Genomic DNA, 12,737 nt, shown 5'->3' on the forward strand with positions numbered 1-12,737 from the left:
GCAGTTTTACATAATTTATATATCATATATTATTTGTATTAATATATTGTTGCTTTCTTTACTTTTGTTCTCTGGTATCTGGTGGCGCTTCTTGTAAAAATATAGGCTTCTATTGGTTTTTTTAGCCTGTTTCTTGCCTTTTTATTGCTTTTACTAAGGCTTAATGCTTCTATTTTTCGCTTTGGCTTATTAAAGAACAGGTATTTCTGTAAATTATAACTTATTGCTGCCATCAATACATGTTTGTTTGCTCCTTGTATGCCTCGTGTATTTACTCGCTTCATGTTTCTGTAGTTTATCAGCGTGCCTAATACTGGCTCTACTGTGCTACTCCGTTTCCGTACCATACGCTTTGCATACGCTTCATTACTTGTTAAACGTTCATGCATTCTATCATAATATGGTTTATCTATGCTGTCTTCTATCTTTTTGTATTTGGTTACTTTGCCACAACATTGTGCTCTCAATGCACAGTTTTTGCAATCACTTTCACTACTTCTGTATTGCTTCTTTTCATACCCTTTACTATCTGTCTTTATGCCTTTGTAGCTCAGTACTGCCTTGTTGCCACGCTGGCATTCATACTGATTATCTATTCTATTGAAAACAAAACCTGCTCTTTCACTTTTGTATTGTCCAAAATTAGGAATGTAGGCTGTTATATTTTTCTGCTCTAAATACTTTAGTGCCTTGCCACTACTATAACCAGCATCGGCAATTACTTCTTTTATTTTTATATCATTTTCTAATAAATTAACACTTGTTTGCTCAACAATTAAAGCTAAACTATCACTATCTTTCTTGCTGGCAAAATCTGCCAAAGCACCAGTAATCACATGATATTTATCGTCTACACTTACTTGAGCAGCATAGTTGAGTTGTCTTGCTTTGCCTGGCTTTACTGCTATTCTAGCATCAGGGTCTGTTGTATTGACATGTGTATGGTTGCTGGTAAATTTAGGACGAATGAGATTGCCATGCTCATCTGTCTGTTTAGGATTTACTACATTGCCAGGCATATCTTTGTATGCTTTAGCTTTCCATGCATGGTGTTTGTCTACAGCTTTTTCATAGAAGCTTTTACTTTAAAGTCGCTATGTTCGTTCAGTTCATTAGCATACAATACAGCATCATCAACAACTTGTTTCTCTATCAAAGCATCCATAGAAGCATTGGCTTTTACATAAGCACTATCTACACATTGACGCTTGCCAGCAACCATGCCTTTGTCTACGCATAGCTTTAGTACTTGTTGAAATAGTGTAAGGAATAGTTCTTCGCCATATAATTGTCTAGTTCTAGAAATAGTAGAATGCCAAGGAAGAGGCTCGTCAATATCATAACCAATAAACAAACGAATAGCAAGTGAATCAGCACAGAAAGCGATGAGTCTTCTATCGGAATTTATGTTGTTGAGATAACCAACAAGCAGTATTTTGAAGAATACAACTGGGTCTATACTTTCGTTACCATCAATGCCATAATACACAGCAGTAGCCTTATAAATCCAATGAAGCGAAATGGTATTATTCAGCTTTCTATAGAAATTATCTTGAGGTACGAGCTCAGGCAGAGAAGTAAAGAAAATAGTTTTAGGTTGAAATGATTTGCGTCCTTGCATGTGCGAATATACGAAGAATAAACAAACATATGTTATATAAAAGTATTCTAAGTATATTAATATATAGTTATTTATACAGAAGATATAAAATATCAAAAAAGTCATTATTTTTACGTTGTGCAACAAACACATGGGTTTGGCAAAAGTGGGGCTTTAGTGCTAGGCTGAACATTTGTACTTTCTATTAGCTTTTGTACTAATTTTGAACTTTGGTACTTTCTTTTCCCCACCTTCGCCAAGCCCAAAAACGATGTGCAAAAGTCTTCGCTACGCTTCGCCTTTTGCACATCGTGCGGCGGATTACATCCGATGATGCGTTTAGGCTCGCTACGCTCGACCTTCAACACATCAACGGATTTGCAAAATTACTTCACTTGCAAACTTCGTTTGCAGTTCGTAACTTCGCAAATCCGCCGCACGTTATAGGGCATTTTAAAAGACGACAGCAAACCAATGACAGAACAAAATATTATCGACACAGTAGTTGAGAAACTTAACAAGTATCCTGACATTAAATTCGACAAGAAGAATGACAGTGAACTTGAAATATTTTGCCGTGACGACAACGGATTTGACATTTTATTGCAGACAGACGAACGAGAAAATACACTTCATTTTGGGACTTTTCATTGGCACTTTGACAACACTGAGGACGAAACTAATGAAATGCTAAATCAACTTGTTTTCGGTCTGACAGGAATTGCAAGACTTAAAGAGTTTTCTAAAAATGGTAAAGCGTATAAATGGACATTACAAATTCAAGACAGGGACGGCAATTGGTTTGACAACGGAACTATGGGACTAATGAATATTAACTTTTGGACAAAGGCTGAAATCAAATATTTGCAAAATGAACTATTGCCGAAAGACATTTTATACGCTGATAATGAAAACGAACAATAGGACGAAAAAGAAAAACGCCCTATAACACGGGTTTTGCGTCAGGCGGGCTGACGTGCAAACTTGAAGCTTTGTGCTTCTAATGAACTTTAGTAATAAATTGAAACTTTGTGCTCCGAAACCCGCCCGAACGCAAAGCCCGAAAACGATGTGCAAAAGTCTTCGCTACGCTTCGCCTTTTGCACATCGTGCGGCGGATTACATCCGTTGATGCGTTTAGGCTCGCTACGCTCGACCTTCAACACATCAACGGATTTGCAAAATTACTTCACTTGCAAACTTCGTTTGCAGTTCGTAACTTCGCAAATCCGCCGCACGTTAGGCGCAACTTAAGACCATTCACACATGGACAATAAAGAAAGAGAGAAAACCATTACAGTATGCGACGAATGTAAAAGTGAATACTACACAGAAACTTCTAAAATGTCTTCGTTATGCCCTAATTGCAGTCATCTTTTATACGGTTACATAAATTGTGACCATCAATTTGACAATGGCAGATGTTTGAAATGTTTTTGGGATGGAGCCACTTCAACTTTTTTGACTCCAAATTAAACTTGTGTCTTATCAATGAGACTTTGGATGAATAAGAAAAATAAAGCGAAAGAACTAGAGCAAACAGCTAGTAAAGCAGACGTTTTAACTGGGCTAAATTTGTGCTGCACCTACTTTGAAAGAAACATCCAAAACAATTCCACATTCGAGCCAGAGTTTAAAACTTCAAAAATTATCAACTCAATATTGGAGACAAGACAAATATTGACAGACAGTGATGTTAGCGATATCGTTAAACTAATAAACGACATGAAGAAAGCAGAGCATTACGATGGAAGTGGGTGGTTAGATTATAAAATGAGATTAGGTCATTTTCTTAGACTTAGTGGTTTTGATGTAAATCTGTTCGACTAATGCGCCTAACAAAAGTATTTGCAAAAGCAGGGCTAGACAATGTAACATCAACTATGTGCGGGCATCAGCAGCGCTTCGGGCTCGATATTCAATGTTCAGCTTTAGTACTTAACTTCAACAACATATTTTCAAATGGGCATTTGTACCGGGCTGGACAATCAATGAATCCCCCTGCCTTCGCAAATACTCGCACGATGTGCAAAAGTCTTCGCTACGCTTCGCCTTTTGCACATCGTGCGGCGGATTACATCCGATGATGCGTTTAGGCTCGCTACGCTCGACCTTCAACACATCAACGGATTTGCAAAATTACTTCACTTGCAAACTTCGTTTGCAGTTCGTAACTTCGCAAATCCGCCGCACGTTAGTGGCAACCTTACCGACACTCAACGCTAGACTAAAAAATGACAGAAATAAAAATTAACAAAATAACACTTGAGGACATTGACCAATTACAAAAAATTGGTAGACAAACTTTTTATGAAACTTTCTCGACAGGAAATACCGAAGAAAATATGACAAAATATTTAGACGAAGGTTTTTCAAACGAGAAATTGACAACTGAACTTAACGACAAGAACGCAGAGTTTTATTTTGCGACACTTAACGACAATATAATTGGTTACCTAAAATTAAACATTGGACAATCACAAACTGAACTTCAAGACGATAAAGGACTTGAAATTGAACGAATTTATGTCTTGAAAGACTTCCACGGAAAAAGTGTTGGACAACTTTTATATGACAAAGCAATTGAAGTCGCCAAACAGAAAAATTCTGATTTTGTTTGGTTAGGCGTTTGGGAAGAAAATCCGAGAGCGATAAACTTTTATAAGAAAAACGGGTTTGTAGAATTTGACAAACATATTTTCAAACTTGGGAATGACGAACAGACGGACATAATGATGAAACTAAAATTGAATAACTAAACGAATTACAAAAAAGGCTGCCACTAACATCGGTGGCAGTTGCACAACGTTGTATTTTTGGTGGTCGTTTCACATAATTTATATATCATATATTATTTGTATTAATACATAGCTGTTTTCTTTACTTTTGTTCTCTGGTATCTGGTGGCGCTTCTTGTAAAAATATAGGCTTCTATTTGCTTTTTTTGGCTGTTTCTTGCCTTTTTATTGCTTTTACAAAGGCTTAATGCTTCTATTTTTCGCTTTGGCTTATTAAAGAACAGGTATTTTTGTAAATTATAACTTATAGCTGGATCTATACTTTCGTTACGTCATTGCCAAATATACAGCAGTAGACTTATAAATCCAATGAAGCGAAATGGCATTATTCAGCTTTCTATAGAAATTATCATAAGGTACAAGCTCATTTAGTGAAGTAAAAAAAATAGTTTTAGGTTGAAATGATTTGCGTCCATGCATGTGCGAATATACAAAGAATAAATAAACATATGTTACATAAAAGTATTCTAAGTATATTAATATATAGTTATTTATACAAATTATATAAAAATATCAAAAAAGTCATTATTTTTACGTTGTGCAACAAACACAACGTGTTTGCAAAAGAGCGGGTTAAGTGCGAAACTGAACTTCTGTACTTTCTTGGTCGCAAGAACCATTTTTTATTTGCATAAAAAATGTAAATTAGCAAATAAAAAAATGGTTTTGCTAACGATGGTGCTTAATTGAAACTTAGTACTTTCTACTTCGCTCCTTCGTAAACACGCGAACCGTTAGCAGAAATCCTCCCCGAACAAAATACGTAAGTTTAACATAATAATCTTTCCCAATTTGGGAATTTTTATTTATCTTTGACAAAAGTTAAACGTTGAGAGTTATTGCAAAGAAAATACTACGTGAATTTTGGGAAGTTCATCCTGAGTGTGAACAGCAATTAAAATCGTGGTATAGAGAAGCTGAAAAAGGAACATGGAAAAATTTGAATGAATTGAAAAACGAATATCCAAGTGCAAGTATCTTGGAAGACAATAGAGTTTGTTTTAACATAAAAGGTAATAATTATAGACTGATTGTAAAAATTAATTTCAACTACCAAATGATGTGGATTCGCTTTATCGGAACTCACACTGAATATGACAAAATTGATGCAAATAAAATTTAAGAAAATGAAATTAAAACCAATAAAAAACGAAAACGACTATAACCAAGCTTTAGAAAGACTTGAAATGATTTTCGATGCAAAACCTGGAACAATGGAAGGTGACGAATTGGAAATTTTAGGAATTTTGATTGACAATTATGAAAATGAAAATTTTCCAATTGAACTTCCTGACCCAATTGAAGCAATAAAATTCAGAATGGAGCAACTAAATTATTCTCAGAACGATTTAGCCGAAGTCATTGGTTTAAAAAGTCGAGCAAGTGAAATTCTAAACAAAAAAAGAAAATTATCACTTGAAATGATAAGAAAATTAACGGAAAAAATGCATATTCCAACGGAGGTACTAATTCAAGCATATTAAAATAGGACTTCTGCTAACAGCGATGGCAGTTGCACAACGTGGTTTTTTGGGTGGCAGTTTTACATAATTTATATATCATATATTATTTGTATTAATACATAGCTGTTTTCTTTACTTTTGTTCTCTGGTATCTGGTGGCGCTTCTTGTAAAAATATAGGTTTCTATTTGCTTTTTAGCCTGTTTCTTGCCTTTTTATTGCTTTTACTAAGGCATAATGCTTCTATTTTTCGCTTTGGCTTATTAAAGAATAGGTATTTCTGTAAATTATAACTTATAGTTGCCATCAATACATGTTTGTTTCTCCTTGTATACCTCGTGTATTTACTCGCATCATATTCCTGTAGTTTATCAGCGTACCTAATACTGGCTCTATGCCTTAGTTGGAGTTTAATTTGCGTAGTGATAACGAAGTAAATGTCACCAAACAAAATAACTTCGCCGTTTTTAGTTTTTAAGCAAAAAAGCAGGTTGGTTACAATTTAATATTTTAGTTTGTTGTTTATCGCTTTCTTGGGTCAATGTTTTTGTTTGTTGCTAGGTATTTGTTGTTAGTAACTGGTTTAACTAATCTTTCGTTTTTCATTGGGTATTTTTCTAATCCATTTTTTGGTCTTGTTGGTCTTTTTTCAAAACCGCCACCACAGTTTGGGCAAACATTTTCTAATATATTTTCAACGCATGCGCTACAAAAAGTGCATTCGTAGCTGCAAATCATTGCTTCGTTGCTATCGTTTGGTAATTCTTTAGCACAATTTTCACAACATGGTCTTAGTTCTAACATTGTATTATAAATTATGTCTATTATTTAATATTTGCAAATGAGTTTATGTTTTGCTCAACGTAGGTTTTTATGATTTCTAATTCTGCATCCATTACTTCATAAAATTTATCATCAAGTGGTTCAAATGCTGTGTACTCATCGTACATTGCAGAAAACGCTTCTATACTTGTTTCTTTCTCTAAATCATCTTTATGTTGTTCATAGATTATTTTTGCATCGTCTACAATTTTGGCAATTTCTACTGCGCCCCATTCTTTTATATGTTCCGAAAATGGATTGTCAAAAATATAACTACCATATCCGTTTTGTATTAACTGAAGAAAACCGCCGTTGCTAACTTCTCCGTACAAAGAATTGAAAGCCATAAGTGTATGTTGTGCTGCGCTAAATGCTTGCATGCTTTGCTCACTTGTATCTGATGCCATGGTTTGGTAATAGGCATCTAAAAATAAGAATAGAAAATCTCAAGTATCTGCTTTGGCTTTATTTATTTCGTCTTGTGTAAAGGTTGGTAAAGTATTATTCATCATTATTTATATTTGTTATGCAAAATTATTAGAAAGTAATTTATCTAATTTACAATGTACTGATGATAAAACATAAAATATTTTACAATAAGTTTAGTTCTTGGGTTAAGTTTTGTTTTGCTTGCGTTTCAAACTTATAATAAAAAAAATCTGTTTTAAATATTCGATCCATAGCCAAAAAATGCTTGATTACTTTCTTTCGTCCACGGTTGTACAAAAAATCTGGATAGATGGCATATTCTTTTCTTACGTTTTTGTAATACGTGGCATATGTTTCCCAAGATTTTCCTAGTACTGCAAGGTCTGCATCTGTAAAATAATTTGTATCTGAATTGCTTGATTTTTGATGTGATTTGGTTGCTAAGATTTGATTGTAGCAGAGCTCAATTGTATTTGCAGGAACATTAATTTGTGATAGGCGCATTTTAGCTAGTGCTGCACTTTTTTCTTCATTGTCTGATTTTAATGCATTGTAGACTATGTCGTGATAGTAAAGTGTAAATAAAATTGCGTCCCAGTTTTGGATTTCATTTTTTGCTTCAGTAAGTTGTTCTAACAAACTATCTAAATGTTGCAATGTATGGTAATATCTATTTTTATTGGAATAGTTTAGCTCAATTTCTGTCCATAGTTCGTTTGCAACAATATTGTTTGTTGTGTACTTGCTTACAAGTTGTATAAATGTATCTTTAAGCATCATTGAAAATTTATATCTACTAAATTTAAGATACACTTGTTAATGTAATAAATCAAATATACAAACTAAGCTTGTAACATTCTTTCTAGTTCGTCTTCTGTTTTTATGTACACTTCTCTGGCTTTGCTACCTAAATTTGGTCCAACAATACCAAATGCTTCTAGTTGGTCCATTAGCCTACCTGAACGTGCGTAACCAAGTGCTAATTTGCGTTGTATTAATGATGTTGAGCCAATTTGATTTCGTACAATCAGGCGTGCTGCTTCTTCAAACAAATCATCTTTGTTAGAAAAATCAAATGATTTTTCTGAGCCACCTTCTTTTGGATCTACATATTCTGGCAAATCATAAGCTGTTGAATAGCCCATTTGATCGCCAATAAATTTAGCAATGCGTTCTACTTCTGGTGTATCTACAAATGGACATTGTAATCTTACTATATCGCCACTTTGCGATAAAAGCATATCTCCTCGCCCAATGAGTTGGTCTGCACCACCAGCATCTAATATAGTACGTGAGTCTACTTTTGCTGTAACTTTGAATGCTATTCTTCCTGGGAAGTTTGCTTTTATAGTTCCTGTAATAATATTTACTGATGGACGTTGTGTGGCTACAACTAAATGTATGCCTATTGCTCTTGCTAATTGTGCTAAACGTGCTATTGGAGCTTCTACTTCTTTGCCTGCTGTCATCATTAAATCTGCAAACTCATCTACTACTAATACAATGTATGGCAAATATCTATGTCCTTTGTTTGGATTTAATTTTCTATTGGTAAACTTTTGGTTGTATTCTTTGATATGTCTTACACCAGCAGTTTTTAATAATTCGTAGCGTTCATCCATTTCTATACATAATGCATTTAGTGTATAAATTACTTTTTTAGTATCTGTGATGATTGCTTCTTCTTCATTTGGCAATTTAGCTAAGTAGTGTTTTTCTATCAACTTATATAATGATAGCTCTACTTTTTTAGGATCTACCATTACTAATTTAAGTTCTGCTGGATGTTTTTTGTATAACAATGAAATTAGCAATGCATTTATACCAACTGACTTTCCTTGTCCTGTTGCACCAGCCATTAGTAAGTGTGGCATTTTTGCTAAGTCTACAATAAAGTCTTCATTAGATATTGATTTTCCTAAAGCAATAGGTAAATCCATATCAGCTTTTTTAAACTTCTCTCCTTCTAATAATGATTTCATTGATACAATACTCTTCTTCACATTTGGTACTTCTATACCTATGGTACCTCTTCCTGGTATTGGTGCAATAATTCTAATTCCTAATGCTGATAAGCTTAGTGCAATATCATCTTCTAAGTTTTTAATTTTAGAAATTCTAACGCCTTTCTCTGGCACTATTTCGTATAGTGTAACAGTTGGCCCTATGGTTGCTTTTATCTTATCAATACCTATACTATAATGCGAAAGTGTTTCTACAATTTGGTTTTTGTTTTTTTCTAGTTCTTCTTTATTGATTTCAATTTGCCCACTTCCATGTTCTTCTAATAAATCTGTACTTGGATATTTATATCTAGATAAATCTAATTTTGGATCATAGTTAATGTTCTTGTCAAACTCATCATCTATATTTTCATTATCTACTACTACTTCTTCTAACTCATTTTGAGTTTCTTCAACTTCTTCGATTTCCGCTTCTTCAACAACATGTTCTATAATACCAAAAGGTTGCACTTCATCTATTTCTAAATCAATTGCTTTATCTTTAATTTTCTTCTCTGGTTTAGATATAATTACATCAGGTACATCCAACACAAGTTCTTCATTAGTTTCTTCTTCAATCATCAGATTATTAACATCATCAACAGCTTCTTCTTGTGGAATTTGTTGTGTAATATCTTCTAAAACTTCTTGCGTAATATCTACCTTTAAATCATTTTGTGGTGTTTGTATTATTTCTATCTCAGGATTAAGTATTTCAAATTGGTTGTCTTTGGCATGTGGAAGCGGAATTTCTTTTTCTTCTGGCAATATACTTTCAAGCTCATATCCAGCTTCTTCTTTACTTATTTTAATAATATCTTCCTTTGGATTTGCTGTTTGTTTTTCTGCTGCTTGCTCAATAATTTCTTTTCGCTTCGTATTCCACTCTGAAACTTTTGTCTTTAATTTTTGGATTAACAATTTTATATTGATACCAAAGAATGACAAGCCAGCAACAACTAATATTATTGCGAGACCAACATTGCCAACCAATGCACTAATCCATTCATAGATAAAATTGCCTAATCCGCCACCAAATGGAAATGCGTAACTTTTAAAAACAAATGTAAGTAAGGTACTTAAATAACATATCCAAAGAATAGATAATATTAGTATCCTTTTTAGTTTAAATATTTTCTCGTTGAGTGTAATATTAAATCCTAATGCAAATAAATAAGCTATTACAAATACTGATGCAACACCAAATAATTCATAGACCAATAAATGCGCTGATAATGCACCAAATGTGCCCATTTTATTGGCTATTTGTGTTTCTTTATTAAAGATGATATTCCAAGTAAAATCTAATACTTTATCTTGATCTATTTTCCAAGTAAAGAAATAGGATATTACAGAAATTAATAAGAACAAAGAAAACAACAGAATAATGATTCCTACATACTTTTGTATATTTTGTTTAGAAAAAAGCACAGTATCAGGAAAAATCTCTGGAAGTTCTTCTTTATTAACAGTTTGTTCTTTTTTAGACATTAAAGCAAATATAATTTTCATTTGCCATTTAAAATATTAAAAGATATTCAACATTGTGCATAATTATTTTTCTGAAAATATAGTATATTTGAAAAATATGAAGAACTTCTTATCCGTACATGATGTAATACAACCAGAAGCTTTAGCATTGCAAGCTATACAGTTGAAACAAAATAAATTTGCCTATCAGAATTTGGGTAAAAACAAAACTATGGTTTTAGTTTTTTTAAACTCATCACTTAGAACTAGATTGAGTACACAAAAAGCTGCTCAAAACTTAGGTATGCAAACAATAGTATTGAACCTAAATCAAGATAGTTGGAGTATGGAATATGAAGATGGTGCTATTATGAATGAAGGCAAAGCTGAACATATTAAAGAAGGTGCTGCTGTTATTTCAGAATATGCTGATATTATTGGCATCAGAGCATTTCCTAGTTTGACTGATAAAATAAAAGATGACCAAGAATATGTGTTAAACAAATTTTTGGAGAATGTAAAAGTGCCAATTGTAAATATGGAAAGTGCTACTGTGCATCCATTACAATCATTGACTGATTTGATGACGATTAGAGAAAATACAGCAAAAAAAAGGCCTAAAGTTGTATTGAGTTGGGCACCACATGTAAGAGCATTACCACAATGCGTGGCTAATTCTTTTGCAGAATGGATGAACCATGCTGATGTTGATTTTACGATTACACATCCAAAAGGATATGAACTATCTGAAAAGTTTTCTGGAAATGCTACTATCATCAACAACCAATTGGAAGCTTTTGAAGGTGCTGATTTTATTTATGCTAAGAATTGGAGTTCTTATAATGACTATGGAAAAGTAATAGAAGTACAAGAAGATTGGATTATCAATAATAAGAAAATGCAATTAACCAATGATGGGAAATTTATGCATTGTTTGCCTACACGCAGAAATGTAGAAGTTGCTGATGATGTATTAGACAGCAATTATAGCTTAGTAATACAACAAGCAGCAAACCGAGAGTTTGCTGCACAAGCTGTATTAAAAAATATATTAGAAAATAATTAGTCGATAACTAACATTGCATCGCCATAAGAAAAGAAATTGTATTTTTTCTTCATAGCTTGTTGATAAGCTTCCATTGTTAAATCATAGCCAGCAAATGCTGCAATCATAATGATTAAGCTAGATTTTGGTGTATGGAAATTGGTAATCATAGAATTGGCAATAGAAAACTCATATGGTGGATGTATAAATAAATTTGTCCAACCTTCCATAGGTTTTAATAATCTTTCTGCTGATATTGCTGTTTCTATAGCACGCATTGATGTAGTACCAACTGCACAAATATTTTTTCTATTTGCTTTAGCTTTGTTTACAATTTTTGCACACTCTTCACTTACTTTGATGTATTCAGCATCCATTTTGTGTTTAGATAAGTCTTCTACATCTATAGAACGGAAAGTACCTAAACCAATATGTAATGTAATTTCTGCAAAATCTAATCCTTTAATTTCTAGCCTTTTCATTAACTCTTTTGTAAAATGTAAGCCAGCTGTTGGTGCAGCTACTGCGCCTTCTTCTTTTGCAAAAACTGTTTGATAATATTCTTTATCTATGTCTTCTGGTTCTCTTTTAATGTATTTTGGTAATGGTGTATTGCCTAATTTTTCTAACACTGCTCTAAACTCTGCATCTGTTCCATTAAATAAAAAACGTATTGTTCTTCCTCTTGATGTTGTATTATCTACAACTTCTGCAACCAAATCATCATCGCCAAAATATAGTTTATTGCCTACTCTAATTTTTCTTGCTGGATCTACTAAAACATCCCATAATCTTAACTCATGATTTAATTCTCTAAGTAAGAAAACTTCAATTTTTGCACCTGTTTTTTCTTTTGTACCGTACATACGTGCTGGAAATACCTTAGTATTGTTCAATATCATCACATCACCATCATCAAAATAGTCTAATACGTTTTTAAAGATTTTGTGTTCGATTTTTCCAGATTTTCTATGCACCACCATTAGTTTGCATTCATCTCTGTTTTTGCTTGGGTATAAAGCAATTTTTTCTTTTGGTAATTCAAATTCAAATTGTGATAACTTCATATAGTAGATTAATTATTTTACGGAATAATTTTTTGCAAAGG

Annotated in this window: 12 protein-coding genes and 1 pseudogene; 6 read left to right on the forward strand and 7 right to left on the reverse strand. The window is 33.1% G+C overall.

The window, feature by feature from the left end; all coding sequences use genetic code 11:
* Positions 1-149 precede the first annotated feature (149 nt).
* Positions 150-1,621, reverse strand: a pseudogene (locus tag IPK18_00530) (IS1182 family transposase).
* Positions 1,622-2,074: 453 nt separating this feature from the next.
* Here IPK18_00530 and IPK18_00535 point away from each other — a divergent pair.
* The 3 genes from IPK18_00535 (at position 2,075) to IPK18_00545 (ending at position 4,359) form a co-directional block, all read left to right on the forward strand.
* Positions 2,075-2,524 carry a hypothetical protein gene (locus IPK18_00535; GenBank protein QQR98061.1) on the forward strand — a complete coding sequence of 150 codons (450 nt, stop codon included), beginning with the start codon at positions 2,075-2,077 and terminating at the stop codon, positions 2,522-2,524.
* A gap of 579 nt (positions 2,525-3,103) precedes the next feature.
* Positions 3,104-3,430 carry a hypothetical protein gene (locus IPK18_00540; GenBank protein ID QQR98062.1) on the forward strand — a complete coding sequence of 109 codons (327 nt, stop codon included), beginning with the start codon at positions 3,104-3,106 and terminating at the stop codon, positions 3,428-3,430.
* A 404-nt stretch (positions 3,431-3,834) separates the two neighbouring features.
* Positions 3,835-4,359: a GNAT family N-acetyltransferase gene (locus IPK18_00545; GenBank protein ID QQR98063.1), complete on the forward strand. Its 525-nt coding sequence runs from the start codon at positions 3,835-3,837 to the stop codon at positions 4,357-4,359.
* Between the two features lie 306 nt (positions 4,360-4,665).
* Here IPK18_00545 and IPK18_00550 read toward each other — a convergent pair whose 3' ends face one another.
* Positions 4,666-4,818 (reverse strand): hypothetical protein, encoded by a 153-nt coding sequence (locus IPK18_00550; protein ID QQR98064.1) that lies wholly within the window; start codon positions 4,816-4,818, stop codon positions 4,666-4,668.
* 409 nt (positions 4,819-5,227) lie between these two features.
* On the opposite strand from IPK18_00550, the gene IPK18_00555 reads away from it, so the two are divergent.
* Together IPK18_00555 and IPK18_00560 are read left to right on the forward strand one after the other, a co-directional pair.
* Positions 5,228-5,521 (forward strand): type II toxin-antitoxin system HigB family toxin, encoded by a 294-nt coding sequence (locus IPK18_00555; protein QQR98065.1) that lies wholly within the window; start codon positions 5,228-5,230, stop codon positions 5,519-5,521.
* Positions 5,522-5,525: 4 nt separating this feature from the next.
* On the forward strand, positions 5,526-5,882 hold the full coding sequence (locus IPK18_00560) for a helix-turn-helix domain-containing protein (protein ID QQR98066.1): 357 nt from the start codon (positions 5,526-5,528) through the stop codon (positions 5,880-5,882).
* Between the two features lie 500 nt (positions 5,883-6,382).
* On the opposite strand, the gene IPK18_00565 is transcribed toward IPK18_00560, so the two are convergent.
* From IPK18_00565 to IPK18_00580, 4 genes are all read right to left on the reverse strand, one after another.
* Positions 6,383-6,664, reverse strand: a complete 282-nt coding sequence (locus tag IPK18_00565; GenBank protein QQR98067.1) for a DUF1272 domain-containing protein — start codon at positions 6,662-6,664, stop codon at positions 6,383-6,385.
* A gap of 20 nt (positions 6,665-6,684) precedes the next feature.
* The gene (locus IPK18_00570) at positions 6,685-7,089 is read right to left on the reverse strand and encodes a DMP19 family protein (GenBank protein QQR98068.1); all 405 of its coding nucleotides are present in this window, start codon (positions 7,087-7,089) and stop codon (positions 6,685-6,687) included.
* Between the two features lie 184 nt (positions 7,090-7,273).
* Positions 7,274-7,891: a hypothetical protein gene (locus IPK18_00575; protein QQR98069.1), complete on the reverse strand. Its 618-nt coding sequence runs from the start codon at positions 7,889-7,891 to the stop codon at positions 7,274-7,276.
* Positions 7,892-7,953: 62 nt separating this feature from the next.
* Positions 7,954-10,605, reverse strand: coding sequence for a DNA translocase FtsK (locus tag IPK18_00580; GenBank protein ID QQR99269.1), 2,652 nt, complete (start codon positions 10,603-10,605; stop codon positions 7,954-7,956).
* A 97-nt stretch (positions 10,606-10,702) separates the two neighbouring features.
* On the opposite strand from IPK18_00580, the gene IPK18_00585 reads away from it, so the two are divergent.
* Positions 10,703-11,650, forward strand: a complete 948-nt coding sequence (locus IPK18_00585) for an N-acetylornithine carbamoyltransferase (GenBank protein ID QQR98070.1) — start codon at positions 10,703-10,705, stop codon at positions 11,648-11,650.
* Here the strand turns inward: IPK18_00585 and queA are convergent.
* Positions 11,647-12,696, reverse strand: coding sequence for a tRNA preQ1(34) S-adenosylmethionine ribosyltransferase-isomerase QueA (queA, locus tag IPK18_00590; protein ID QQR98071.1), 1,050 nt, complete (start codon positions 12,694-12,696; stop codon positions 11,647-11,649). The two genes, IPK18_00585 and queA, sit on opposite strands and share 4 nt — an antisense overlap.
* Positions 12,697-12,737 lie beyond the last annotated feature (41 nt).

Source organism: Sphingobacteriales bacterium (genome assembly GCA_016699615.1).
In the GTDB taxonomy this organism is placed as follows: domain Bacteria; phylum Bacteroidota; class Bacteroidia; order Chitinophagales; family JADIYW01; genus JADJSS01.

What these genes read in the sequence shown, in the direction of transcription:
- IPK18_00535 (QQR98061.1), top strand. Translation starts at nt 2,075, where the DNA reads ATGACAGAACAAAATATTATCGACACAGTAGTTGAGAAACTTAACAAG.
- IPK18_00540 (QQR98062.1), top strand. Translation starts at nt 3,104, where the DNA reads ATGAATAAGAAAAATAAAGCGAAAGAACTAGAGCAAACAGCTAGTAAA.
- IPK18_00545 (QQR98063.1), top strand. Translation starts at nt 3,835, where the DNA reads ATGACAGAAATAAAAATTAACAAAATAACACTTGAGGACATTGACCAA.
- IPK18_00550 (QQR98064.1), bottom strand. Translation starts at nt 4,818, where the DNA reads ATGCATGGACGCAAATCATTTCAACCTAAAACTATTTTTTTTACTTCA.
- IPK18_00560 (QQR98066.1), top strand. Translation starts at nt 5,526, where the DNA reads ATGAAATTAAAACCAATAAAAAACGAAAACGACTATAACCAAGCTTTA.
- IPK18_00565 (QQR98067.1), bottom strand. Translation starts at nt 6,664, where the DNA reads ATGTTAGAACTAAGACCATGTTGTGAAAATTGTGCTAAAGAATTACCA.
- IPK18_00570 (QQR98068.1), bottom strand. Translation starts at nt 7,089, where the DNA reads ATGGCATCAGATACAAGTGAGCAAAGCATGCAAGCATTTAGCGCAGCA.
- IPK18_00575 (QQR98069.1), bottom strand. Translation starts at nt 7,891, where the DNA reads ATGATGCTTAAAGATACATTTATACAACTTGTAAGCAAGTACACAACA.
- IPK18_00580 (QQR99269.1), bottom strand. Translation starts at nt 10,605, where the DNA reads ATGTCTAAAAAAGAACAAACTGTTAATAAAGAAGAACTTCCAGAGATT.
- IPK18_00585 (QQR98070.1), top strand. Translation starts at nt 10,703, where the DNA reads ATGAAGAACTTCTTATCCGTACATGATGTAATACAACCAGAAGCTTTA.
- queA (QQR98071.1), bottom strand. Translation starts at nt 12,696, where the DNA reads ATGAAGTTATCACAATTTGAATTTGAATTACCAAAAGAAAAAATTGCT.